This window comes from Mesorhizobium sp. B2-3-7 (genome assembly GCF_006442695.1).
In the GTDB taxonomy this organism is placed as follows: Bacteria; Pseudomonadota; Alphaproteobacteria; order Rhizobiales; family Rhizobiaceae; genus Mesorhizobium.
In genome coordinates this window covers 206,268-229,597 of sequence record NZ_VFVV01000001.1, presented here as the reverse complement: position 1 = coordinate 229,597, position 23,330 = coordinate 206,268, and the positions used below count along the sequence as shown (strand labels likewise).

Here is a 23,330-nt window from a genome sequence, read left to right as displayed (position 1 = left end):
GCCATGCAGGAATTCCTTATCCCGGCAAAGCCCGACCTCCAGGCGGCGCGCGAAAGCTGGCTCAAGATGCTCGCGCGAGAACGTCGGCTGTCGCCCGAGACGGTGGAAGCCTACGAGCGCGACACCAGGCAGTTCCTGCATTTCCTGACGGGTCATAATGGCGGCCCGCCCGGCATAGCCGACATCGCCGATCTGCGCCCGGCCGACCTGCGCGGCTTTCTCGCCGCCCGCCGCAATGAAGGCGCAGGCGCCCGCACGCTCGGCCGGGGGCTGGCCGGCATTCGCTCACTCTTGCGCTTTCTGGAACGGCGTGGTCTCGCCAACGCAGCGGGCGCGGCGGCCCTGCGCGCGCCTCGCCAACCAAAGTCACTGCCGAAACCGCTGACGGCCAGTGACGCAAAACATGTCGTTTCCGTCGAGGGTCAATTGGCGGAGGAACCCTGGATCGCCGCCCGCAACGCCGCCGTGCTGACGCTGCTCTACGGCTCGGGCCTGCGCATTTCCGAGGCGCTCGGCCTTGCCGGCGCCGAACTGGCGTCGGAGGCCGACACGGTGCTGCGCGTCACCGGCAAGGGCGGCAAGACGCGGCTGGTGCCGGTGCTGCCGGTGGCGCTCAGGGCGGTTGCCGAATACCGCCGGCTGTGCCCCTACCATCTCGACCCCAAGGGCCGGTTGTTTCGCGGCGCGCGCGGCGGCCCGCTCAACCCGGCCATCGTCCAGCGCGAGATGGCCAAGCTGCGCTCGGCGCTCAACCTGCCGGACACCGCAACGCCGCACGCCTTGCGCCATTCCTTCGCCACGCATCTGCTCGGCCGCGGCGGCGACCTGCGCACCATCCAGGAACTGCTCGGCCATGCCAGCCTGTCGACCACGCAGATCTACACCGGCGTCGATACGTCGAGGCTGTTGGAGATCTATGAATCGGCTCACCCGAGGGCGTGAAGTATTGGGGTTGCGCGAGGCTTCCGGACTTCGCCACGGGATGATGAGGGGTGGGCGGCTCAACCAACCGCAAGCCGTTCAGTAATTCGAGCGATAGTCAAAACTGATTGAACCGAAGACAATTTCGTTCTCCGGGTTAACCGTTTTGCCGTTTTTCCAGCTTAGGAAAGGACCATGAAACGGGTCATCGTCATCGCCGACCGCGCTGCGCTCTTCTCGCTGAAGCTGCTCCTGGCGTTCCATGTGCTGTTCTTCCTGTCTCTGCTCGCCGTCCTGTTGTTTGCGGCGGGCAAAGCGCATGCCGAAATCCCGTCCTGCACCGGCGCCGACATGCTGTCGGCGTTGCAGAAAAGTGACCCGTCCACCTACCGCAAGATCGAGGCGGAAGCCGCCGCAACGCCGAACGGCAAGGGCCTGCTGTGGAAGCTGGAGAAGACGGGCGAACAGCCGTCCTTCCTGTTCGGCACCATGCATATGACCGACCCGCGCGTCACAGCGCTGCCGCCGGCGGCGCAGAAGGCCTATGACGGCGCCGGCACCATCGTCATCGAGACCACCGAAGTGCTCGACCAGCAGAAGATGATGGCGGCCCTGCTCAAGCAGCCGGAGCTGATGATGTTCACCGACAGCACCACGCTGTCGTCGCTGCTGTCGCCCGACGACGCCGCGGCGGTCGACAAGGCGCTCGACGAACGCGGCATCCCGTCGGCAACCGTCGCCAAGATGAAGCCGTGGATGCTGTCGGCCATGGTGGCGCTTCCAGCCTGCGAGCTCGCCCGCAAGGCGGGCGGCGCGCCGGTGCTCGACGTCAAGCTTGCCGAGGATGCCAAGGCCTCCGGCAAATCCGTCGAAGGGCTGGAAACCGTCGTCGACCAGCTGCGCGCCATGGCTTCGCTGCCGATGGCGTTCCACATGAAGGGACTGGTCGACACGCTGAAGCTCGGCGACAAGATGAACGACGTCAACGAAACCATGATCGTGCTCTACCAGCGCGGCGAGACCGGCATGTTTTGGCCGCTGTTTCGCGCCGTGCTGCCCGGCGAGACGGGCGACGCGACAGGCTATGCGGCGTTCGAGCAGACCATGATCACCAGCCGCAACAAGGCGATGGTCGATCATGCCGGACCATTCCTCGCCAAAGGCAGTGCCTTCATCGCCGTCGGCGCGCTGCATCTGCCCGGTCCCGAGGGCCTGGTCGAGGATTTCCGCAAAGCCGGCTATACTGTCACCGCTGTCGATTGAGTCGCGTGGGCAGCGGAGGAATCAGGCGCCGCGTTTTCGGCGCTTTCCTTCCCTAGCGTGAAACCCCATCAACGGTTGCGCGTTGATGGCTGTTGATTGATCATTTTCATCCACGGAGGACACTTTTATGGCGAATCCATCAAACGACACGCCCAGATCAGGTGGCGGCGGCAGCCCTTGGCTGATTGCATTGGTCGTCGTTATTCTGGCGATTGTCGCGTATTATGTTTTCGGAAGAAGTGGTGAGCATCCGGCGACCGAACCGCCCGCCGCGAGCACACCGGCCCCGGCGCCAGCGCCCACGGAGCCGATGAAGCCCGCCGAACCGGCTCCTGCCCCTGCCCCTGCCCCAGCACCCGCGCCGGCCCCTGCACCGGCGACACCGGCTCCTGCGCCGGCCCCAGCTCCCGCACCGGCCCAGTAATCGGGCCACGGCTTTCAACGAAGAACGGCCCGCCTTCCGGTGGGCCGTTCTGTTTGGGGCAGGCAAGGAGGCAATTCCCTCAAGGGAAGCGTTACGCGCTTGCCCGGGAAAACCGTTTCATGATTTTCCTGGATCGTTCTAAATATGGATCGGCTTGAAGAACGTCGCCAATGCCGCTTCCTTCACTGCTTCCGACATGGTCGGATGGGCATGACAGGTGCGGGCGAGATCTTCCGACGAGCCGCCGAATTCCATCAGCACCGCCGCCTCGTGGATCATCTCGCCGGCGCCGAAGCCGACGATGTGAACGCCGAGCACGCGGTCGGTGGCCTTGTCGGCCAGGATCTTGACGAAGCCGTCGGTGTGCAGCATGGCGCGCGCCCGGCCATTGGCGGTGAACGGGAATTTCCCGACCTTGTAGTCGATGCCGGCCTTCTTCAATTCTTCCTCGGTCTTGCCGACCGAAGCGATCTCCGGGCTGGTGTAGACGACGCTCGGAATGACGTCATAGTTCACATGGCCGGCCTGGCCGGCAATGGTCTCGGCCACTGCCACGCCCTCATCCTCGGCCTTGTGCGCCAGCATCGGCCCGGCGATGACATCGCCGATGGCATAGATGCCTGGTACGTTGGTCCTGAGGTGCGCGTCGGTCTTGACCCGGCCGCGCTCATCGACCTCGACGCCCGCTTCCTTCAGGCCCAGGCTGTCGGCGAAAGCGCGGCGGCCGGTGGCGATCAGCACCATGTCGGCCTCGATCGTCTCGGCCGCGCCGCCTTTCACAGGCTCGAAAGTGACGCTGGCGCCCTTCTTGGCCTTGGCGACGCCGGTGACCTTGGCGCCGAGCCTGAATTCGAAGCCCTGCTTGGAGAGCAGCCGCTGGAATTGCTTGGAGACCTCACCGTCCATACCGCCGAGGATGGTGTCGAGGAATTCGACCACGGTGACCTTGGCGCCGAGCCGCGCCCAGACCGAGCCGAGCTCGAGCCCGATGACGCCGCCGCCGACCACGACGAGATGGCCGGGCACCTTGTCCAGCGACAGCGCGCCGGTCGAGGACACGATGACTTTTTCGTCGAAGTCGACCGTGACGCCAGGAATGCCGGCGACATCCGAGCCGGTGGCGATGACGATGTTCTTCGTCTCGATTTCCTCGACCTTGCCGTCCTCGCTCGTCACCGACACCTTGCCCGCCGCGACCACCGTGCCGATGCCGCGAAAACTATCGATCTTGTTCTTCTTGAACAGGAAGGCGACGCCGTTGACGTTCGCCGTCACCGTGGCGTCCTTGTGCGCCATCATCTTCTTCAAATTGAGCTTCGGTGTCACTTCGACACCCAGTGTGTCGAAGGAGTGGCCGGCTTCGGCGAACATCTCGGAGGCATGCAGCAACGCCTTGGACGGAATGCAGCCGATGTTGAGGCAGGTGCCGCCGAAGGTCGGGTTCTTCTCGACCACCGCGACCTTCAGCCCGAGCTGGGCCGCCTTGATGGCGCAGACATAGCCGCCCGGTCCCGAGCCGATGATTACGACGTCATAAGCCATGTTTGTTTCCCTTTTTCTTGGGGCGCTCAGCGGCCGCCGCTGACGTTCAGGATCGCGCCGGTCGTATAGGACGCGGCATCGGACAACAGGTAGAGAACCGCGCCCGCGACTTCATCCGCGGTGCCGGCTCTTTTCATCGGCAGAAGATCGCGGAAGCGTTCTATCCGGTCCGGCTGTCCACCCGAGGCATGGATTTCGGTATCGATGATGCCCGGCCGCACCGCATTGACGCGGATGCCTTCCAGCGCCACCTCGCGGGCGAGCCCCATGGTGAAGGTGTCGATCGCGCCCTTGGACGCGGCGTAGTCGACATATTCGCCCGGCGAGCCCAGAACTGCCGCAGCCGACGAGATGTTGACGATGGATCCACCCGACCCACCGTGACGGCTCGACATCCGCTTCACCGCTTCGCGGGCGCAGAGGAACGACCCCACGACATTGATGCGCATCATGCGCTCCAGCCGTGAAACATCCATCTCATCGACCCGCGCCTTGACGTCGACGATGCCGGCATTGTTGACGAAAGCATCGAGCCGGCCATAGCCGCGGTCGACGGCTTCAAACATGGCAACGATATCGGATTCGACGCCGACATCGCCCCTGACCGCAAAGGCCTCGCCGCCTGCGGCCTTGATTTCGCCGACCAGTGCCTCGGCGGCGGTCTGGTGGGAGGTGTAGTTGACCGCTACGCGATAGCCAGCCTTCGACCCGAGCCGGCAGATCGCGGCGCCGATGCCGCGGCTGCCGCCGGTGACCAGCAGCACCTTTTGCGTCCCGCTCATTCCTGGCATCCCTTCAAGGCAAACACGTCCGACGGCACTTTCGAAAACCCGGCGCCGCCATAGGCGGTGGATTGATGCAACACCGGACCGAGATCGGGCAGGATCAGCGTCTTCGGTGCTTCGACGCCTTCGGCCGGCAACAGGCCGATGCTGCCCTTTTCATCCGACGTATAGATGACGCCGTTCCACAAGGTGCAGGCGGCAAGCTCGGTGCCGGTAACGTCGCCTCCCGGGCATTTGTACATCAGCGCCCCGTTCGGTCGCGAAACACCTTCGTTCCATTGGACGATGCCGTTCAGCACCACATCGTTGTCGAGGATCAAGCGGAACGTGTTGGTGACGGTCGCCGACGTGCCGGTCGGCGTAAAATTGATCTCACTGCCGCTCTGGGCATCGCCGTAGACGGCGAGTTCGGCCGGGCATGCGGCATTAGCGTGGACAGCGGCGAATGCCATACCGGCCGCCAGCGCTATCGGTCTGGCAGGCCCAGGGAACAGGGCCATTATTGGCTACTCCGACCGCGAGCCGCCATCCGACCGCCTCACAGATCAAGCACCAGCCGTTCCGGATCCTCCAGGCTTTCCTTGACGCGCACCAGGAAGGTCACCGCTTCCTTGCCGTCGACGATGCGGTGATCGTAGCTCAGCGCCAGATACATCATCGGCCGGATCACGATCTGGCCGCCGACCACCACGGGCCGGTCCTGGATCTTGTGCATGCCCAGAATACCCGACTGCGGCGCGTTGAGGATCGGCGTGGACATCAGCGACCCGTAGACGCCGCCATTGGAAATCGTGAACGTGCCGCCCTGCATGTCGGCGACCGACAGCTTGCCGTCGCGCGCGGCGATGCCGAGCCGGCCGATCTCCTTCTCGATCTCGGCGATAGACATCTGGTCGGCATCGCGCACCACCGGAACGACCAGACCCTTCTCGGTGCCGACGGCGACGCCGATATGGGCGTAGTTCTTGAAGATGATATCGGTGGCGTCGACCTCGGCGTTGACCGAGGGGATTTCCTTCAAGGCATGGGTGACGGCCTTGGTGAAGAAGCCCATGAAGCCGAGCTTCACGCCGTGCTTCTTCTCGAACACGTCCTTGTACTTGGTCCTGAGCGCCATCACCGCTGACATGTCCACCTCGTTGAAGGTGGTGAGCATGGCGGCGGTCGACTGCGCTTCCTTGAGCCGGCGCGCGATGGTCTGGCGCAACTTGGTCATGCGCACGCGCTCCTCGCGCGCCGCATCGTCGCCTGAGGACGGCGCACGGGCAGAGACAGGCGCCGCCGAGACCGGAGCCGCCTTCGGCGTTTCGGCCGGCTGCGACGGCGCACCCTTGGAGATGGCGTCGAGCACGTCGCCCTTCAGCACCTGGCCGCGCTTGCCGGAGCCGGAAAGCTGGTCGACCGACAGATTGTTCTCGGCGATCAGTTTCGCCGCTGCCGGCGCCGGCGGCATGCTGCGCGGCTCGACCGGACCGGCGTCGCCGGCGACCTTGGCGGTCTCGGCGGCAGCCTGCTTGGTGGTCTGCGCCGCGTCGGGGCTGGATGCCTGCGCCACGGCTTGCGGCTTGGTGACCGGTGCGGCGGCGGCGCCGGCCGAAATCGAGCCCAGAAGCGCGCCGACCCCGACCGTCTCGCCTTCCTTGGCCGCGATCTCGCCCAAGGTTCCAGCGCCCGGCGAGGGAACCTCGACCGTCACCTTGTCGGTTTCGAGCTCGACCAGCGGCTCGTCGGCGGCAATGGCATCGCCCACCTTCTTGAACCATTTGCCGATGGTCGCCTCGGTGACGGATTCGCCGAGAGTGGGAACGCGGATTTCGGTAGCCATTGTGCCTGTCCGTTTCTATCTGTCTGTTCTATTCGCCCAATTCTGCCTACTCGCCGAGCGCATCTTCGAGCAAGGCGGCGAGCTGGGCGAGGTGCTTGGACATAAGCCCGGTCGCCGGCGAGGCGGCTGCCGGCCGGCCGGTGTAGCGCACCCGCTGGTGCTTGGCGTCGATATGCGCCAGCACCCATTCCAGATACGGGTCGATGAACGACCATGCGCCCATGTTCTTGGGCTCCTCCTGGCACCACACCATTTCGGCATTGCGGAAGCGCGACAATTCGGTGATCAGCGCCTTGGCCGGGAACGGGTAGAGTTGTTCGACACGCAGCAGATAGATGTCGTTGATGCCGCGTTTCTCGCGCTCCTCGTAGAGGTCGTAATAGACCTTGCCCGAGCACAGCACGACACGGCGGATCTTGGAATCCTTGGTCAGCTTGATGGCCTGGTTGGGCAAGAGCTGGGCATCGTCCCACAGCAGCCGGTGGAACGAGCTTTCGCCCGACATTTCCGGCAGCGTCGACACCGCCCGCTTGTGGCGCAACAGTGACTTCGGCGTCATCAGGATCAGCGGCTTGCGGAAGTCGCGCTTCAACTGCCGACGCAATATGTGGAAGTAGTTGGCCGGCGTCGTGCAGTTGGCCACTTGCATGTTGTCTTCGGCGCAGAGCTGGAGGAAACGCTCAAGCCGGGCAGACGAATGTTCCGGCCCCTGGCCCTCATAGCCATGCGGCAGCAGGCAGACGAGGCCCGACATTCTCAGCCACTTGCGCTCTCCGCTGGATATGAACTGGTCGAACACCACCTGGGCGCCATTGGCGAAGTCGCCGAACTGCGCTTCCCACAGCGTCAGCGCCTTCGGCTCGGCCAGGCTGTAGCCATATTCGAAGCCGAGCACGGCTTCTTCGGACAGCATCGAGTTGATGACCTCATAGCCGGCCTGCGCCGCCGACAGATTGTTGAGCGGGATGTAGCGGGTCTCGTCGCGCTGGTCGTAGAGCACGGAATGGCGCTGCGAGAAGGTACCGCGCTCCGAATCCTGCCCGGAGAGGCGGATCGGGTTGCCGTCGAGCAGGATGGCGCCAAAAGCCAGCGCCTCGGCCGTCGACCAGTCGATGCCTTCGCCGGATTCGATGGCCTGGCGGCGGTTTTCGAGAAAGCGGATGATCGTCTTGTGCGCCTCGAAATCCTTCGGCACCTCAGTCAGCTTCTTGCCGATCTCCTTCAGTGTCTTGGCCGGCACCGCGGTCTTGCCGCGCCGCTGTTCGTCCTGGTTGTCGGCCGTACGCAGGCCCGACCAGGCGCCATCCAACCAATCGGCCTTGTTGGGCTTGTAATGCTGGCCGACTTCCCACTCGGATTCCAGGTGCTCCCGCCAGTCGGCCTTGAGCTTGTCGAACTCGGCCTGCGTCAAGTGGCCTTCGGCGATCAGCCGGTCGGCATAGATCTGCACCGTTGTCTTATGGTTGCGGATGTTGCGGTACATGATCGGCTGCGTGAAGGCCGGCTCGTCGCCCTCGTTGTGGCCGAAGCGGCGGTAGCAGAACATGTCGACCACGACAGGCTTGTGGAATTTCATGCGGAATTCGATCGCCACCTTGGTGGCGTGCACCACGGCTTCCGGATCGTCGCCATTGACGTGGAAGATCGGCGCCTCGATCATCTTGGCGACGTCGGACGGATAGGGCGACGAGCGCGAGAAACGTGGGTTGGTGGTGAAGCCGATCTGGTTGTTGATGATGAAATGCAATGTGCCGGCAACGCGGTGGCCGCGCAGGCCCGATAGGCCGAGGATTTCGGCAATGACACCCTGGCCGGCAAAGGCTGCGTCGCCATGCAGCAAAAGCGGCAGCACCTTGGCCCGCTCTTCCAGCGGCACGATCTCCTCGCGACCGCGGCCGAACAGATAATCCTGCTTGGCGCGCGCCTTGCCCATCACCACAGGGTCGACGATTTCCAGATGCGAGGGATTGGCGGTCAGCGACAGGTGCACCTTGTTGCCGTCGAACTCGCGGTCCGAGGAGGCGCCAAGATGGTATTTGACGTCGCCCGAGCCCTCGACCTCGTCGGGTGCGGCCGAGCCGCCCTTGAATTCGTGGAAGATGGCGCGATGCGGCTTGGCCATCACCTGGGAGAGCACGTTGAGGCGGCCGCGATGCGCCATGCCGAGCACGATCTCCTTCAGCCCGAGCTGGCCGCCGCGCTTGACAATCTGTTCCAGTGCCGGGATCAGCGCTTCGCCGCCGTCGAGGCCGAAGCGCTTGGTGCCCTTGAACTTGACGTCGGCGAACTGCTCGAAGCCCTCGGCCTCGATCAGTTTCTGCAGGATCGCCTTCTTGCCGGTCGCGGTGAAGGAGATCTCCTTGTCGGCGCCCTCGATGCGCGCCTGGATCCACGCCTTCTCTTCCGGATCGGAGATGTGCATGAACTCGACGCCGAGCGTCGAGCAATAGGTGCGGGTCAGGATGTCGAGCATCTGGCGGATGGTGCCGAATTCGAGCCCGAGCACATTGTCGAGGAAGATCGGCCGGTCGTAGTCGGCTTCGGTGAAGCCGTAATTCTCTGGCGACAGCTCGTTGTAATCCTCGAGCGTGGCGATGCCGAGCGGGTCGAGATTGGCGTGCAGATGGCCGCGCATGCGATAGGCGCGGATCATCATGATGGCGCGCACGGAATCGCGCGTCGCCTGGTGCACGTCGGCGTCGGAGGGGACGGCGCCGTTGACGGCTGCCTTCTCCTTGACCTTCTTTTCGATGTGCTTCTCGACCAGGCCCCAATTGCCGTCGAGCGCCGACACCAGCTCGCCATTGGCCTGCAGCGGCCAGGAGGGCTTGGCCCACGAGGCGCCCTTGGCGTTCTTGCGGACATCCCCGGCATCGTCCTTCAGGCCGGCGAAGAACTCCTGCCATTCGGGATTGACCGAGGCTGGATCGTCCTCATACGCCGCATAGAGCGCGTCGATATAATCGGCATTGCCGCCATAGAGGAAAGAGGTGAGCGAAAATTGGTCGTTGGCCTGATCTTGTCGTGCCATTTTGTCTGCGGAGCCTGGCTCCGTCTCCTTTCGAGGGGAATAGTGAGTAGTCAGTAAGGAGTAGGAAAAATGAAGACTTTCCCGTTCAGCTGCTACTCACCCGTTCTTCCCTTTTCACTACTCACTATTGACTACTCACTAGCCCTTAATTGCCTCGACCAGCGTCGTGCCCAGCCGGGCCGGCGATGGCGAAACTTTTATCCCGGCCGATTCCATTGCCGCGATCTTGTCTTCGGCGCCGCCCTTGCCGCCCGAGATAACCGCGCCCGCATGGCCCATGGTGCGGCCGGCTGGCGCCGTGCGTCCGGCGATGAAGCCCGCCATCGGCTTGCGGCGGCCGCGTTTGGCCTCGTCCTTGAGAAACTGCGCGGCGTCTTCCTCGGCCGAGCCGCCGATCTCGCCGATCATGATGATCGACTTGGTCTCGTCGTCGGCGAGGAACATTTCGAGCACGTCGATGAATTCGGTGCCTTTGACGGGATCGCCACCGATGCCGACAGCGGTGGTCTGGCCGAGGCCGACATTGGTGGTCTGGAACACGGCTTCATAGGTAAGCGTTCCCGAGCGCGAAACAACACCGACCGAACCCTTGCGGAAGATGTTCCCGGGCATGATGCCGATCTTGCATTCGTCGGGGGTGAGCACGCCGGGACAGTTCGGGCCGATCAGCCGCGACGTCGAACGGTCGAGCCGCGCCTTGACCTTGATCATGTCCATGACGGGAATGCCTTCGGTGATGCAGACGATGAGCGGGATTTCGGCCTCGATGGCCTCGATGATGGCTTCGGCAGCACCCGCCGGCGGCACATAGACGACGGAAGCGTTGGCGCCGGTCTTGGCCTTGCCCTCGGCGACGGTGGCGAAGATCGGCAGGTTCTCGCCCTTGGCGCCGGTCCAAGTCTCGCCGCCCTTCTTGGGATGGATGCCGCCGACCATCTTGGTCCCGTGATAGGCCAGCGCCTGTTCGGTGTGGAAGGTGCCGGTCTTGCCGGTCAGGCCCTGCACGAGCACCTTGGTGTTCTTGTCGACGAGAATGGACATGGTGAGAACGCCTCTGAATTCAGCGATTACAAGAAAGGATTGACGGCTCGCACCGAGCCATAAACCTGGTTGTGGTTGAGATCTTCGGTGTAGAAAATCGGCGCGCCGAGATATCCGGCTGCGGCAAGAAGCGCGGCGTCGTAGTAGTGAATTCCGTAGCGGCGGGCGAGGTCCAGTCCTGCGCGAACATAGCTTTCGTCGACAGGCACCAGCGGACAAGTGCCGAGGAGGACCAGCCATTGGTCGAGCAGATCATCCCCCAGAAGGGATTTTCCTCGCGCCACCGCTGTGAATTCGGCCAAGGTTTGCCCCGACACGCCAAAGACAGTGCTCGATACCAGGTCTTCTGCGATTGGCGCGCGACGTGGGTCACGATTCTTCTCCGAAGCCGCGTAGATCAGGACGTTCGTGTCGAGAAAGCAGTCGATCTTCCCGGTCGGCATAGGCGTCCCTTCGATCCCACTTATAGGGGGTGTCGGCGCTGTCGCTCCGTTTCGCAGCCTCGTCCATAAGCCGCTTCATTCCCGCCTTGGCCCAGGCAATCCGATCTTCCTGCTCGACTTCATGCGCAAGCAGTGAACGAATGAGGGCGTTGAGCGTCGTCTTGCGACGTCCGGCAAGGCCTCGCGCCTTCTCGAGCAGGGCCTCGTCCATGGCCAGGGTGACGTTCTTCATCGCTCGTCTCCACATAAACACACAGCCAATATATGTGTGATTATGTGTCTTTCTTCAACCGCTTTGCCCAGGATTTCCATCGCTCAGCCATCCCCCAAAACGGAAGGCGGGACGCGCCGGTAAAGGCCGCTCATCATGTCTTGCCAGCCGTCGCTGCCGACGGGCTGGAATTGCAGTCGCATGCGATAGCTGTCGCTGCCGTCGAAAGCGTAGGTCACGCGTGCGGCCCCGCGCGGCGACGAGCGCAACAGCGTCAGTGTGTTGCCCTCCCACGTGCCGGAGGCCGGCGAGGCCGGCACAAAGCCCATCGAATCGAACTGATGCATGGTGACAAGGCTGTTTTGCCGGTCGAAGCCGAACACGCTGTGCGCGCCGAACGAAATCGTCCCGTCGCGGCGCTGGCGATAGCGTTGCACTACGAACAGGCCGCCGAACTGTGCCTCTGCCAGTACTTCCGAAGTCGCTGAGCCCCCATCGGCCCATTGTGTGTCCGCGACCTCTTCCTCGCCGCGCCACGCGCCGACCAGAGCCTGCAGGCGCTGGTGATCGGCCGAGAGCGAGGAGAAAGGCGCAGCGTTCATGGGTTCACAGCCGCTTCAGGTCGGTGACGGTGAGAGCGCTCTTGGCATTGCCGGTGTTGAGCGTCGTTGCCGGTTCGAACATCAGCACCACAGGTTCCGGTGTCAGCGAACGCGGCCGGTGTTCGACGCCGCGCGGCACGACGATGAAGTCGCCTTCGCCGAGTTCGACCGGACCGTCGCGGAAATCGATGGCGATGCGACCGCGCAGCACGAGGAAGGCTTCGTCTTCGTTGTCATGGGCGTGCCAGTCGAAAACCGCGCCGAACTTGGCGACCTTCGCCTGGCTGTCATTGACGTCGCCGGCGATATGCGGATCGAAGACCTCCGCGATCTTCGCATCCGCCGCCTCGACGAGATTTATCTTGCGCGGAGGCACTTGATCAGCCCTTCACCGCCGCCACGATCTTCTTGGCCGCGTCGTCAAGATCGTCGGCCGACACGACGTTGAGGCCGCTGTCGTTGATGATCTTCTTGCCGAGTTCGGCATTGGTGCCTTCAAGGCGCACGACCAGCGGCACTTTCAGGCCCACTTCCTTGACCGCGGCGATAACGCCCTCGGCGATGATGTCGCATTTCATGATACCGCCGAAGATGTTGATCAGGATGCCCTTGACCGCCGGATCCCTGGTGATGATCTTGAAGGCCGCCGTCACCTTTTCCTTCGACGCGCCGCCGCCGACGTCGAGGAAGTTGGCCGGCTCGGCGCCGTAGAGCTTGATGATGTCCATCGTCGCCATGGCGAGGCCGGCGCCATTGACCATGCAGCCGATATTGCCGTCGAGCGCGACATAGGCGAGGTCGTATTTCGACGCCTCGATCTCCTTCTCGTCCTCTTCGGTGGTGTCGCGCAGCTCGAGCACATCCGGATGGCGAAACAGCGCGTTGTTGTCGAACGACACCTTGGCGTCGAGGACGCGCAGCCGGCCGTTCTTCATGACGATCAGGGGATTGACCTCGAGCAGGCTCATGTCCTTCTCGACGAAGGCCTTGTAGAGGATCGGGAACAGCGTGCCGCCGTCCCTGGCAGCATCGCCGTCGAGCTTCAGCGCGCCATTGAGTTTCTTCACGTCATCCGCGGTAACGCCCTTTTCCGGATCGATGGCGACGGTGATGATCTTTTCCGGCGTGTCGTGGGCGACCGCCTCGATGTCCATGCCGCCTTCGGTCGAGACGACGAAGGCGATGCGGCCGACCGAACGGTCGACCAGAACAGACAGATAGAGCTCGCGCTCGATATCGGCGCCATCCTCGATATAGAGCCGGTTGACCTGCTTGCCGGCCGGGCCGGTCTGCTTGGTCACCAGCGTGTGGCCGAGCATCTCGTTGGCGTTGGCGACGACGTCGGCGACCGACTTGGCCAGCCGCACGCCGCCCTTGGCGTCGGGCCCGAGCTCCTTGAACTTGCCCTTGCCGCGGCCGCCGGCATGGATCTGGCTCTTCACCACATAGAGCGGGCCGGGCAGCGCCTTGGCGGCGGCTTCCGCCTCATCCGCCTTGAACACCGGCACGCCTTGGGCCACCGGCGCGCCAAAGCCCTTCAGCAGCGCCTTGCCCTGATATTCATGGATGTTCATCTGGATCGTCTCCGGATCAGCTGCTGGGGTTCACTTCGAGGCGAGTTGCGGCGCGATCTTGACGCAGGCCTCGGTCAGGCCCTGCACCGCCGCCACCGAGCTATCGAACATCTTCTGCTCTGGCTTGGAAAGCTCGATCTCGATGACGCGCTCGACGCCACCGGCGCCGATCACCACGGGAACGCCGACATAGGTGTTCTTCACGCCATACTGGCCGGAAAGATGAGCCGCGCAAGGCAGCACACGCTTCTTGTCCTTGAGATAGGCTTCAGCCATCGAGATCGCCGATGCGGCCGGCGCATAATAGGCCGAGCCGGTCTTCAACAGGCCGACGATTTCGGCGCCGCCATCGCGGGTGCGCTGCACGATCTGGTCGAGCTTCTCCTTCGAGGTCCAGCCCATCTTGACGAGATCGGGCAGAGGAATGCCTGCAACCGTCGAATAGCGGATCATCGGCACCATGGAATCGCCATGGCCGCCGAGCACGAAGGCGGTAACGTCCTCGACCGAGACCTTGAACTCCTCGGCCAGGAAATAGCGGAAGCGAGCGCTGTCGAGCACGCCGGCCATGCCCACGACATGGGTGTTGGGCAGGCCGGAAAACTTCTGCAGCGCCCAGACCATCGCATCCAGCGGATTGGTGATGCAGATGACGAAGGCCTTCGGCGCGTACTTCTTCAGGCCGGCGCCGACCTGTTCCATGACCTTGAGGTTGATGCCGAGCAGATCGTCGCGGCTCATGCCCGGCTTGCGCGGCACGCCGGCGGTGACGATGCAGACGTCCGCCCCTTCGATCCCGGCATAGTCGTTGACGCCGGTCAGCCTGGAATCGAACCCGTCGACCGGCGACGATTGCGCGATATCGAGCCCCTTGCCCTGCGGGATGCCTTCGGCAATATCGAACAGAACCACGTCGCCGAGGTCCTTGAGGCCGATCATGTGAGCGAGCGTGCCGCCGATCATGCCAGAGCCGATAAGCGCTATCTTGTTGCGTGCCATGTCAGGATAGTTTCCCTTTGTTCGTGATGTCGCTCAAATCGCTGACGATCTGATGACGGCGTCGAGGAAGAGACCGGAATGCTGCGGGGATCCCGCGAGATTTCGCCGCACCCAATAGCCCCGGCGCCGCGTAAATTCAAACGATTATTTTGGAGCGAGCGTTTTCAATCGGTTAGAGTAACCGGGATTTACGTAAACGTAAAAGTTTTGAACTCGACTGAAGAGAATTTACACGATGAAGATGGAGATCGTAAGACTTGAAGCCGGCGATGACGCCCTTGTGATGCGGGTCGCCGACGATGTGTTCGACGAACCGGTCAGGCCGGATCGATTGGCAGCCTATCTCAGGGAGCCCGGCCATTTCATGGTCGTGGCGCTCGCCGACGGCGTGACCGTCGGTCAATGCGCCGCGGTCATCCACCGTCATCCCGACAAAATGACGGAGCTCTACATCGATGAACTCGGCGTATCGCCGGCCTTCCAGCGCCAGGGCATCGCGCGAAAGATGCTCGACGCGATGTTTGCGATCGGCAGGGAGAATGGCTGCGAAGAAGCCTGGGTCGGCACCGAGCCGGACAACCGTGCCGCCCGCGCTTTACGAGTCGCGCAAGGAGACGCACGAGTCAGCAGAGAGCTTCGTCATGTATGTTTATCAACTGTAGCGAGGCTGACAGGAGTTCGGCCTATCTTCGTCCTAGGGTGCGCGCTTCGCTTTGCGTCGCTCCGCCCTGGGACGAAGGCGGCGTAGCCGGCGCCTGCCGCGCCTCCGGCGTCGTCTTCGCCTTCCGCCGCTCCGCCCAATCCTCCAGCCAGTCGCGGCTCTGCATCTCGATCAGCCGCGAAGCCGTGCGTTCGAACTCGAACACCTCGACGCCGCGCTTGGCCACATAGAGTTGCTGCGGCGGCGCTTCCGCGCTTACCACCAGCCTGATGTGATGGTCGTAGAGCGTGTCGACCAGCAGGATGAAGCGCTTGGCCTCGTTGCGCCGGCCTTCACCCAGCACCGGAATGTGGTCGATAAAGATGGTCGAGAAGCGGTCGGCAAGGGCCAGATAGTCGCGCGCGCCGAGCGGTTTCTCGCACAGATCGGCGAAGGAAAAACGCGCCGCGTCGCCGGCGGCGCGCGGAACGGCCAACTGCCGGCCCTTGACGGCAAGCGACGCCTCGGCCGTCGGCGCGCCGCGCGTCATCGTTTGCCAAGCCGCGTCCAGCGCCTCATCGGCCGCCGCATCGGCGGGCGTGACATAGACCAGCGTACGGGCAAGCTTTTCCAGCCGATAGTCCTTGTCGGCATCGAGCGAGAGCACCTGCGCGTGCCGTTCCAATATGCCGATGAAGGGCAGGAAAAGCTGACGGTTCAGCCCGTCGCGATAGAGATTTTCCGGTGCCACGTTCGACGTCGCCACCAGCACCACGCCGCTGGCGAACAGCGCCGAAAACAGCCGGGACAGGATCATCGCATCGGCGATGTCGGTGACCGAGAACTCGTCGAAACACAGTACCCAGGCCTGTTCGGCAAGCGCCCGCGCCACCGGCGGAATCGGATCGTCTTCCCTCACCGTGCCGTCCTTGCGCTCCTGCCGGTGCTTCTGGATGCGGTCCTGCACCTCGGCCATGAAGTCGTTGAAATGCACGCGGCGCTTGCGCCGTACCGGCAGCAGCTCGAAGAACAAGTCCATCAACATGGTCTTGCCGCGGCCGACGCCGCCATGGATGTAGAGGCCCTTGACCGCCTCGTGCGTCTCGCGCCTGCGGGCGAAGAGCCAGCCAAGCGCGCTCGATTTGTGCGCCAGCCGCTTCACCGAAATCTCTGATACCAGCCGGTCGAGAGCGGTGACGATCCGCTCCTGCGCCGGATCGCGCTCGATGGCACCGGTGTCGACCAGATGGTCGTAACGCTGCCTGACGGTCACATGGGTCTGGAGGCCGTCACGCAGATGCATAGGTCACGTCGTTGTCGAGGGATTGGCTTACCTTGTAAGCGAGATCGGCAGGCCATTGGAAGTCTGGCCGTCGAATTTCGAGCCGCCCGAGGAATATAGCCGTGCCAGCGTGCCGCCATTCTCATCGTAAAGCGTCAACTGCTTGCCGGCGACGTTCCACGACTTGATGCCGTCGATCGGCGCCGGGCAATGCAGCGGTCCGGCGCGGAAACCGGCGCCGAATTTGGTCTGCGGCGTCGCCACCTTGCAGCTCTGACCGGAAACGCTGGCGTTCCATACGCCGGCGACACTGGCCGCGGTCAGGTCCGGCGCACCCGCCGGCGCCGAACCGTCCGGCGGCAAGGAGGCGACCTGGCTGTTCTGCGGCGCGGTCGGGAATTGCGAAGGATCCGTGGTGCCGGGGGAGGCCGGAGGCGGCAACTGGTTGGCCGTCACTTGCCCGGACGGTGCTGGCTGCAGCGGCGCCGGCTGCTGGTCGTCCATCGAGGAAAACCGTGAGGTTGAGCAGCCGCTCGCAACGAGCGCCGCCAGCGATACGGCCACCAGGGCTGTTTTCGAAAAAGTCATTTCAACCTCCGTCGGATCCGGCGGGGCTGCCGTCCGCACAATGTCGCCCTCCACCAAGATGGAGAAGGTGGCGAAATTTCAACCCGATATGGTTAAAATAGGGTTTGCGCCAAGAATTGTTGCAAATTTGTCGCTATCATCCGGCCAGCGGAGCGCTCGGCACGAATATATAGCCGTCCGGTCCGACGACATAGCTCTCGCGCAGGCCGTGCGGCTTGTCGATCGCTCCGGCCAGCACGATGTGGCCGTGATCGCGCGCGGCGGCCTCGACCGCATCCGGATTGGCGCCGTAAAGGCGCAGTTCGATGCCGGCGCCGCGTGTCTCGGCGCCGGCGATCGTCCCTGTCATGGCATTGTCGAGATAGGAATGGTCGGCGTGCAGCATGAACACCGAGCCCAGCAGCTCGATCGCCGCGAAATCCTCGTCGGCATAGATGATATCGGCGCCGAGCACGTCGCGGCAGAAGGCTTCCATGGCCGCCATGTCGCTCACCAGCAGGTTGACGCCGATGCCGCGCGCCAGCGAGCGGCCGAAATCCCCGGCCTTCATCCATGGTGTCCTGGTCCGCTTCATCGCCATGGCATCGTCCTCCCCAATCCGATCCTACTCAAGCCGGCCGCCCGGGCCGTTGGCATTCGGCCGGCAAACGCTTGCGCCAGCCGGCACAAGGGCTATGTCTATCAAGACGAAATTCGCTGGAGCCGCAAATTGGCTGCGAGACCGAAAGCCGCCAATCGCTACTATAACGGCCCGCCCAGCGATCATTTCGACGGAACCTTGTTCTTCAATCCCGGCGGCCAGCCGCCGGCGCGTTTCGCCGATCTGCTGAAATGGCAGTTCAATGGCCAACGCTCGAAATGGCCGGCCACCAATCCGAGCCCCTTTCCGCAGGCAAAGCCGCCTGCACGTGTCGAGGGCGCCGGCCTGACCGTGACCATGGTCGGTCATTCCACGCTGCTGGTCCAGACCGCGGGCCTGAACATCCTCACCGATCCGGTATGGTCGCTGCGGGCCTCGCCGTTCTCCTTCGTCGGGCCGAAACGCGTCAATGCGCCGGGCATCGCCCTGGCCGACCTGCCGCCGATCGATCTCGTGCTGGTCAGCCACAATCACTACGACCATCTCGACATCGCGACGCTGAAGCAGCTCAAGGCCAGGCACGACCCGCTGGTGGTGACCCCGTTCGGCAATGACGTCCTGATTGGCGGGGCGGTTCCCGGCATGCGGCTCTCGGCGCATGACTGGGGCGACAGGGTCGACATCGGCGATGGCGTGGCCGTCCATGTCGAGCCGGCGCATCACTGGTCGGCGCGCGGCACACGCGACCGGCGCATGGCGCTATGGGCCGGCTTCGTCATCGAGACGCCGGCCGGCCGGATCTATTTCGCGGGCGATACCGGCTTCCATGATGGCATCAACTACCGGCTCATGGCTCACAAGCACGGCGGCTTCCGCTTCGCCATCCTGCCGATCGGCGCCTATGAGCCGCGCTGGTTCATGGCCTCGCAGCATCAGAACCCGGAGGAGGCGGTGCAAGGCATGACATTGTGCAACTCCGCCTATGCGGCCGGCTGCCATTGGGGCACGTTCCAGCTCACCGACGAACCGATCGACGAGCCGGCACGCAAGCTCGACGAGGCGCTGGAGGCCGAGGGCCTGCCGCGCGAACGTTTTCGCGCCTTGCGGCCGGGCGAGGTCTGGGACGTGCCGCAGGAAGCGGCGCTCTGACCGGGGCCTGCCGCGGCAGGCGGAACCCGAGCGCCACCGGCGCGTTTGTTGAAGGGGCTTCGATTTCTATCGCTTTGCGAGGCATTTCCATGCTCAGATGGATCATCATTCTCCTGATTATCGCCGCCGCTGCGAGCCTGCTCGGCATGCCTGCATTAGCGGGTGCGGCGGCCACCGGCGCGCGCATCCTGATCGGTATCGTGCTGATCATATTCCTGCTGATCGTGCTCGGCGTCTTCGCCGTCACCTGAAGGCGCGATGCACTGGTAATTCCCGCCCTTTTCCGCCATATAGCGGCAAACAGTACGGAATGACCGGAAGAAATGGCAGGCACCGCCCCTTTCGCCAAGATGAACGGCATCGGCAACGAGATCATCGTTGCCGACATGCGCGGCCGTGCCGACCGGGTGACGCCGACAGCTGCGATCGCGCTCAACGCCGATGCCTCGACGCGGTTCGACCAGATCATGGCGATCCATGAGGCGCGGACGCCGGGTACGGCCTATTTCATCGACATATTGAATTCGGACGGCTCGGGCGCGCAGGCCTGCGGCAACGGCATGCGCTGCGTCGTCCAGGCGCTGGCGGCCGAGACCGGACAAAAGACATTCACCTTCGAGACCGTCGCCGGAATCCTCAACGCGCAGGAACATGCCGACGGCTCGATCTCGGTCGACATGGGCACGCCGCGCTTCGGCTGGCGGGACATTCCGCTCGCTGAGGAGTTTCGCGATACCCGCATGATCGAATTGCAGGTCGGCCCGATCGACGCCCCGGTGCTGCATTCGCCCTCGGTCGTCTCCATGGGCAATCCGCATGCCATCTTCTGGGTCGACCGCGACGTCTGGTCCTACGAACTCGACCGCTTCGGACCGCTGCTCGAAAACCATCCGATCTTCCCCGAGCGCGCCAACATCACCATCGCGCAGGTGACCTCGCCCGACAGCATGATCATCCGCACCTGGGAACGCGGCGCCGGCCTGACCAAGGCTTGCGGCACGGCATCCTGCGCCGCCGTCGTGGCTGCGGCCCGCACCCGGCGCACCGGGCGCAGCGTCAATCTACTGACCCCCGGCGGCGGCTCGCTGCACGTCGAATGGCTTGAAAACGACCATGTCATCCTGACCGGTGCGGCCGAATGGGAGTTTTCCGGCAGCTTCGATCCCTCGAGCGGCGCCTGGGCGCGCGACACCGAAAGCGCGGCCTGATGCCCGCTCCTTTCAAGGATGGCGATGTGGGGAAGGGCCCCAATCGCATCGAACTGGTGACCTTCGGCTGCCGGCTGAACACTTATGAATCCGAGGTGATGCGGCGCGAGGCCGAAACTGCGGGCCTCGGTGGGCTGGCCGGCGGCGCCGTCATCTTCAACACCTGCGCCGTCACCGGCGAAGCGGTCCGCCAGGCCAAACAGGCGATCCGCAAGGCGCGCCGCGACAACCCCGAAGCTCGCATCATCGTCACCGGCTGCGCGGCGCAGACCGAGCCGCAGAATTTCGCGGCCATGGACGAGGTCGATCTCGTCCTTGGCAATGAGGAGAAGCTGAAGGCCAATTCCTATCGCGCGCTGCCGGATTTCGGCGTCAACGACAGCGAGAAGGCGCGCGTCAACGACATCTTCTCCGTACGCGAGACCGCCGGCCATATGGTCGATGCCATCGAGGGCAGGGCACGCGCCTTCGTGCAGGTGCAGAATGGCTGCGACCACCGCTGCACCTTCTGCATCATCCCCTATGGCCGCGGCAATTCACGCTCGGTGCCGATGGGCGCCGTGGTCGAGCAGGTCAAGCGGCTCACCGGCAACGGCTATGCCGAGATCGTGCTGACCGGCGTCGACATGACCAGTTTCGGCGCCGACCTGCCGGGCGCACCGAAACTCGGCAGGCTGGTGCAGACCATCCTGCGCCAGGTGCCGGACGTCAAGCGCCTGCGCCTCTCCTCCATCGATTCCATCGAGGCCGACGACGATTTGCTCGACGCCATCGCCACCGAGCCGCGGCTGATGCCGCATCTGCATCTGTCGCTGCAATCGGGCGACGACATGATTTTGAAGCGCATGAAGCGCCGGCATCTGCGCGATCAGTCGATCCGCTTCTGCGAAGACGTGCGCAAGCTGCGCCCCGACGTCGTCTTCGGCGCCGACATCATCGCCGGCTTCCCGACCGAGACGGAGGCGATGTTCGAAAATTCGGCAAAGATCGTCGAGGAATGCGGGCTGACCCACCTGCACGTCTTTCCGTTTTCGCCGCGCGAAGGCACGCCCGCCGCGCGCATGCCGCAGGTCCGCCGCGAAGTGATCAAGCAGCGGGCAGCCCGCCTGCGCGACGCCGGCGAGACGGCATATCGCCGCCATCTGTCGTCGCTCTCCGGAACGCGTCAGTCGATCCTGATCGAGCGCGACGGGCTCGGCCGCACCGAAGGGTTCACGCTCGCCGCGCTCGCCACCGGCGCGCCGGGCGAGATCGTCGAAGCAACAGTCACCGGCCATGACGGCGCCCGGCTGATCGCGGTTCCGCTTGCCGCCCGCGCCGCCTGAGAAACGCAAGAGATGGCCGGGTTCTTCAAGAAGATATTTTCGTTCGGCAAGAAGGAGGTCGTCGAGGAGCGCGTCGACGAGACCGCCCCGCTGCCGCCGATCAAATGGGATCAGCTCGACACGCTGAAGCCGGCGGCCGAGCAGGCCGTTCCGGAATTCCTGAAGCGGGAGGAGAGCCAGGCTCAGCCTCCCGTCGAGCCCGCGCCGCCCGAGGAGCCGACACCCGAGCCTGCCCCGGCCATTCCGCCGGTGCCGGAGCCGACCATTCCGCCCGAGCCGGAACCGCTGCCGGAGCCGCGGCCGGAGGAGGAACCGGCACCGGCGCCAGAGCGCCCGGAGCCGCCGGCCCCTGAGAAAATTCCGACACCCCCGGCCATTCCGGAGCCTGCGCCCGAACCGCGGCCGCAGGAGGTACCGCAACCAGCGCCCGCCGAGCCGGAAATTGTCCCGTCGCGCCCGGAGCAGCTGCCGGAACCGGCACCCGCCGAAGTACCGACGCCCGCCGAAGTTCCGGTCGAGACGCCGGCGCCAATCGAGATTCCTGCGACACCGTCTTCGGCGCAGCCTTCACAGGCCGGCGCCGCCCCTCATCCGCCTGCTGGCACCTTCTCCCCGTATAGTGACGGGGAGAAGGAAGAAGCTGCAACGCCAACGCCTCCCTCTCCCCGTCCTTCACGGGAAGAGGGCGAGGGTGAGGGGCAGCGCCGACCTGTCGAGAACCTGGCACCCAGCGCCGAAATCGCCGCCGAAATCTCGCCGCCGATTCGCCAGCCTGCGCCGATCGAGCCGCAGCCTGTGCGCGCCGAGATCGCGCCGGAACCTGAGGCAGTTCCCGTCCCGCCGAAGGCTGCGCCCGCCCCCGGAAAGGTAACGGTCGCCAGAAAGGTGGAGCAGAAGGCCGAGCCGCAGAAGGCGCCGGAGCCGGCGCCGCGGCGCTCCTGGTTCCAGCGCATGCGGGACGGGCTTGCCCGCTCCTCGCGCGAATTGTCGGGCAACATTGCCGGCGTCTTCACCAAGCGCAAGCTCGACGACGACACGCTGCAGGATCTGGAGGACGTGCTGATCCGCGCCGATCTCGGGCTGGAGACGGCCTTGCGCGTCACCGATTCGCTGGCCGCCAGCCGCTACGGCAAGGATGTCTCCGACGCCGAGGTCCGCACCGTGATGGCGCAGGAGGTCGAGAAGGTGCTGACCCCCGTCGCCCTGCCGCTGGAACTCGACCTCAGCCACAAGCCGCATGTCATCCTGGTGGTCGGCGTCAACGGCACCGGCAAGACCACGACCATCGGCAAGCTGGCGGCCAAACTGACCGATGGCGGCCTGTCGGTGATGCTGGCCGCCGGCGACACCTTCCGAGCCGCCGCCATCGAGCAGCTCAAGATCTGGGGCGAGCGGACGAAATCGCCGGTCATCGCCTCCAAGCTCGGCGCCGATGCCGCCGGCCTCGCCTACGATGCCTTCGAGAAGGCGAAGGAAGCGGGTTCCGACGTGCTGATCATCGACACCGCCGGCCGATTGCAAAACAAGGCCGAGCTGATGGCCGAGTTGGAAAAGATCGTGCGCGTGCTGGGCAAGCTTGATCCGGAAGCCCCGCACACCGTGCTGCAGACGGTCGACGCCACCACCGGCCAGAACGCGCTCAACCAGGTGGAGATCTTCCGCAACATCGCCGGCGTCAACGGCCTGGTGATGACCAAGCTGGACGGCACGGCGCGTGGCGGTATTCTGGTGGCGATCGCGGCAAAACACAGATTGCCGGTCTATTTCATCGGCGTCGGCGAACAGGTCGACGACCTCGAACCGTTCTCGGCAAGCGAATTCGCCAGGGCGATCGCTGGCGTTGCGTAACGGCATGATCCCGGAAGTTGCTTCAACCGGATCGTGCGTAAGAAGGAAG

General features: G+C 64.3%; 23 protein-coding genes. 8 read left to right on the top strand and 15 right to left on the bottom strand.

Annotated features, from left to right (window positions below; genetic code table 11):
• Positions 1 to 3: 3 nt before the first annotated feature.
• The gene (locus tag FJ940_RS01120) at positions 4 to 942 is read left to right on the top strand and encodes a tyrosine recombinase XerC (protein ID WP_140492761.1); all 939 of its coding nucleotides are present in this window, start codon (positions 4 to 6) and stop codon (positions 940 to 942) included.
• A gap of 174 nt (positions 943 to 1,116) precedes the next feature.
• Positions 1,117 to 2,184, top strand: a complete 1,068-nt coding sequence (locus tag FJ940_RS01115) for a TraB/GumN family protein (RefSeq protein WP_140554847.1) — start codon at positions 1,117 to 1,119, stop codon at positions 2,182 to 2,184.
• A gap of 562 nt (positions 2,185 to 2,746) precedes the next feature.
• Here the strand turns inward: FJ940_RS01115 and lpdA are convergent.
• The 12 genes from lpdA to mdh form a co-directional block, all read right to left on the bottom strand.
• Positions 2,747 to 4,150 carry a dihydrolipoyl dehydrogenase gene (gene lpdA / locus FJ940_RS01105; RefSeq protein WP_140566666.1) on the bottom strand — a complete coding sequence of 468 codons (1,404 nt, stop codon included), beginning with the start codon at positions 4,148 to 4,150 and terminating at the stop codon, positions 2,747 to 2,749.
• A gap of 26 nt (positions 4,151 to 4,176) precedes the next feature.
• Positions 4,177 to 4,932 (bottom strand): SDR family oxidoreductase, encoded by a 756-nt coding sequence (locus tag FJ940_RS01100; protein WP_140554849.1) that lies wholly within the window; start codon positions 4,930 to 4,932, stop codon positions 4,177 to 4,179.
• Positions 4,929 to 5,387, bottom strand: a complete 459-nt coding sequence (locus tag FJ940_RS01095; RefSeq protein ID WP_181165200.1) for a hypothetical protein — start codon at positions 5,385 to 5,387, stop codon at positions 4,929 to 4,931. Before FJ940_RS01095 ends, FJ940_RS01100 begins: the two co-directional genes overlap by 4 nt.
• A gap of 86 nt (positions 5,388 to 5,473) precedes the next feature.
• Positions 5,474 to 6,760: a 2-oxoglutarate dehydrogenase complex dihydrolipoyllysine-residue succinyltransferase gene (odhB, locus tag FJ940_RS01090; RefSeq protein WP_140654910.1), complete on the bottom strand. Its 1,287-nt coding sequence runs from the start codon at positions 6,758 to 6,760 to the stop codon at positions 5,474 to 5,476.
• Between the two features lie 46 nt (positions 6,761 to 6,806).
• A complete protein-coding gene (locus FJ940_RS01085) occupies positions 6,807 to 9,791 on the bottom strand; it encodes a 2-oxoglutarate dehydrogenase E1 component (protein WP_140654907.1) in 2,985 nt (994 codons plus the stop codon).
• Between the two features lie 138 nt (positions 9,792 to 9,929).
• Positions 9,930 to 10,832, bottom strand: a complete 903-nt coding sequence (gene sucD / locus FJ940_RS01080) for a succinate--CoA ligase subunit alpha (protein ID WP_140518080.1) — start codon at positions 10,830 to 10,832, stop codon at positions 9,930 to 9,932.
• Positions 10,833 to 10,858: 26 nt separating this feature from the next.
• Complete coding sequence (locus FJ940_RS01075) at positions 10,859 to 11,275, bottom strand: PIN domain-containing protein (protein ID WP_033838548.1); 417 nt, start codon at positions 11,273 to 11,275, stop codon at positions 10,859 to 10,861.
• Positions 11,202 to 11,507: a hypothetical protein gene (locus FJ940_RS01070; RefSeq protein WP_140492797.1), complete on the bottom strand. Its 306-nt coding sequence runs from the start codon at positions 11,505 to 11,507 to the stop codon at positions 11,202 to 11,204. The genes FJ940_RS01075 and FJ940_RS01070 overlap by 74 nt, the downstream gene beginning before the upstream one ends.
• Positions 11,508 to 11,590: 83 nt before the next feature.
• Complete coding sequence (locus FJ940_RS01065) at positions 11,591 to 12,088, bottom strand: DUF1579 family protein (RefSeq protein WP_140518079.1); 498 nt, start codon at positions 12,086 to 12,088, stop codon at positions 11,591 to 11,593.
• A gap of 4 nt (positions 12,089 to 12,092) precedes the next feature.
• Entirely contained in the window at positions 12,093 to 12,464 is a 372-nt protein-coding gene (locus tag FJ940_RS01060; protein ID WP_140518078.1) for a cupin domain-containing protein, read from the bottom strand.
• 4 nt (positions 12,465 to 12,468) lie between these two features.
• Positions 12,469 to 13,662 carry an ADP-forming succinate--CoA ligase subunit beta gene (gene sucC / locus FJ940_RS01055; RefSeq protein ID WP_140492804.1) on the bottom strand — a complete coding sequence of 398 codons (1,194 nt, stop codon included), beginning with the start codon at positions 13,660 to 13,662 and terminating at the stop codon, positions 12,469 to 12,471.
• 30 nt (positions 13,663 to 13,692) lie between these two features.
• Positions 13,693 to 14,661, bottom strand: a complete 969-nt coding sequence (gene mdh, locus FJ940_RS01050) for a malate dehydrogenase (protein ID WP_140492808.1) — start codon at positions 14,659 to 14,661, stop codon at positions 13,693 to 13,695.
• A 235-nt stretch (positions 14,662 to 14,896) separates the two neighbouring features.
• On the opposite strand from mdh, the gene FJ940_RS01045 reads away from it, so the two are divergent.
• Positions 14,897 to 15,409, top strand: coding sequence for a GNAT family N-acetyltransferase (locus FJ940_RS01045; RefSeq protein WP_224704333.1), 513 nt, complete (start codon positions 14,897 to 14,899; stop codon positions 15,407 to 15,409).
• Here FJ940_RS01045 and zapE read toward each other — a convergent pair.
• From zapE to FJ940_RS01030, 3 genes are all read right to left on the bottom strand, one after another.
• Entirely contained in the window at positions 15,345 to 16,604 is a 1,260-nt protein-coding gene (gene zapE, locus FJ940_RS01040) for a cell division protein ZapE (protein ID WP_140654905.1), read from the bottom strand. The genes FJ940_RS01045 and zapE overlap by 65 nt on opposite strands.
• Before the next feature lie 27 nt (positions 16,605 to 16,631).
• Complete coding sequence (locus tag FJ940_RS01035) at positions 16,632 to 17,171, bottom strand: protease inhibitor Inh/omp19 family protein (RefSeq protein WP_140492818.1); 540 nt, start codon at positions 17,169 to 17,171, stop codon at positions 16,632 to 16,634.
• A gap of 136 nt (positions 17,172 to 17,307) precedes the next feature.
• Positions 17,308 to 17,751 carry a hypothetical protein gene (locus FJ940_RS01030; protein WP_140492821.1) on the bottom strand — a complete coding sequence of 148 codons (444 nt, stop codon included), beginning with the start codon at positions 17,749 to 17,751 and terminating at the stop codon, positions 17,308 to 17,310.
• Between the two features lie 129 nt (positions 17,752 to 17,880).
• Between FJ940_RS01030 and FJ940_RS01025 the strand changes: the two genes are divergently transcribed.
• The 5 genes from FJ940_RS01025 to ftsY all read left to right on the top strand — a co-directional run bounded on the left by FJ940_RS01025 (position 17,881) and on the right by ftsY (position 23,281).
• Positions 17,881 to 18,900, top strand: a complete 1,020-nt coding sequence (locus FJ940_RS01025; RefSeq protein WP_140654902.1) for an MBL fold metallo-hydrolase — start codon at positions 17,881 to 17,883, stop codon at positions 18,898 to 18,900.
• An 89-nt stretch (positions 18,901 to 18,989) separates the two neighbouring features.
• On the top strand, positions 18,990 to 19,151 hold the full coding sequence (locus FJ940_RS01020; RefSeq protein WP_140492827.1) for a DUF1328 family protein: 162 nt from the start codon (positions 18,990 to 18,992) through the stop codon (positions 19,149 to 19,151).
• 72 nt (positions 19,152 to 19,223) lie between these two features.
• Positions 19,224 to 20,108 carry a diaminopimelate epimerase gene (gene dapF, locus FJ940_RS01015; protein ID WP_140518073.1) on the top strand — a complete coding sequence of 295 codons (885 nt, stop codon included), beginning with the start codon at positions 19,224 to 19,226 and terminating at the stop codon, positions 20,106 to 20,108.
• Positions 20,108 to 21,433, top strand: coding sequence for a tRNA (N(6)-L-threonylcarbamoyladenosine(37)-C(2))-methylthiotransferase MtaB (gene mtaB / locus FJ940_RS01010; RefSeq protein ID WP_140654899.1), 1,326 nt, complete (start codon positions 20,108 to 20,110; stop codon positions 21,431 to 21,433). Before dapF ends, mtaB begins: the two co-directional genes overlap by 1 nt.
• A 12-nt stretch (positions 21,434 to 21,445) precedes the next feature.
• Complete coding sequence (gene ftsY, locus FJ940_RS01005; RefSeq protein WP_140654896.1) at positions 21,446 to 23,281, top strand: signal recognition particle-docking protein FtsY; 1,836 nt, start codon at positions 21,446 to 21,448, stop codon at positions 23,279 to 23,281.
• Positions 23,282 to 23,330 lie beyond the last annotated feature (49 nt).

Bases quoted from the DNA above. Each gene is read 5' to 3' on its own strand.
- mdh (WP_140492808.1), bottom strand. From the start codon at position 14,661: ATGGCACGCAACAAGATAGCGCTTATCGGCTCTGGCATGATCGGCGGC.
- odhB (WP_140654910.1), bottom strand. From the start codon at position 6,760: ATGGCTACCGAAATCCGCGTTCCCACTCTCGGCGAATCCGTCACCGAG.
- FJ940_RS01095 (WP_181165200.1), bottom strand. From the start codon at position 5,387: ATGGCATTCGCCGCTGTCCACGCTAATGCCGCATGCCCGGCCGAACTC.
- FJ940_RS01120 (WP_140492761.1), top strand. From the start codon at position 4: ATGCAGGAATTCCTTATCCCGGCAAAGCCCGACCTCCAGGCGGCGCGC.
- mtaB (WP_140654899.1), top strand. From the start codon at position 20,108: ATGCCCGCTCCTTTCAAGGATGGCGATGTGGGGAAGGGCCCCAATCGC.
- FJ940_RS01075 (WP_033838548.1), bottom strand. From the start codon at position 11,275: ATGCCGACCGGGAAGATCGACTGCTTTCTCGACACGAACGTCCTGATC.
- FJ940_RS01070 (WP_140492797.1), bottom strand. From the start codon at position 11,507: ATGAAGAACGTCACCCTGGCCATGGACGAGGCCCTGCTCGAGAAGGCG.
- FJ940_RS01115 (WP_140554847.1), top strand. From the start codon at position 1,117: ATGAAACGGGTCATCGTCATCGCCGACCGCGCTGCGCTCTTCTCGCTG.
- FJ940_RS01100 (WP_140554849.1), bottom strand. From the start codon at position 4,932: ATGAGCGGGACGCAAAAGGTGCTGCTGGTCACCGGCGGCAGCCGCGGC.
- FJ940_RS01045 (WP_224704333.1), top strand. From the start codon at position 14,897: ATGAAGATGGAGATCGTAAGACTTGAAGCCGGCGATGACGCCCTTGTG.
- sucD (WP_140518080.1), bottom strand. From the start codon at position 10,832: ATGTCCATTCTCGTCGACAAGAACACCAAGGTGCTCGTGCAGGGCCTG.
- zapE (WP_140654905.1), bottom strand. From the start codon at position 16,604: ATGCATCTGCGTGACGGCCTCCAGACCCATGTGACCGTCAGGCAGCGT.
- FJ940_RS01065 (WP_140518079.1), bottom strand. From the start codon at position 12,088: ATGAACGCTGCGCCTTTCTCCTCGCTCTCGGCCGATCACCAGCGCCTG.
- dapF (WP_140518073.1), top strand. From the start codon at position 19,224: ATGGCAGGCACCGCCCCTTTCGCCAAGATGAACGGCATCGGCAACGAG.
- lpdA (WP_140566666.1), bottom strand. From the start codon at position 4,150: ATGGCTTATGACGTCGTAATCATCGGCTCGGGACCGGGCGGCTATGTC.
- ftsY (WP_140654896.1), top strand. From the start codon at position 21,446: ATGGCCGGGTTCTTCAAGAAGATATTTTCGTTCGGCAAGAAGGAGGTC.
- sucC (WP_140492804.1), bottom strand. From the start codon at position 13,662: ATGAACATCCATGAATATCAGGGCAAGGCGCTGCTGAAGGGCTTTGGC.
- FJ940_RS01085 (WP_140654907.1), bottom strand. From the start codon at position 9,791: ATGGCACGACAAGATCAGGCCAACGACCAATTTTCGCTCACCTCTTTC.
- FJ940_RS01030 (WP_140492821.1), bottom strand. From the start codon at position 17,751: ATGGCGATGAAGCGGACCAGGACACCATGGATGAAGGCCGGGGATTTC.
- FJ940_RS01035 (WP_140492818.1), bottom strand. From the start codon at position 17,171: ATGACTTTTTCGAAAACAGCCCTGGTGGCCGTATCGCTGGCGGCGCTC.
- FJ940_RS01020 (WP_140492827.1), top strand. From the start codon at position 18,990: ATGCTCAGATGGATCATCATTCTCCTGATTATCGCCGCCGCTGCGAGC.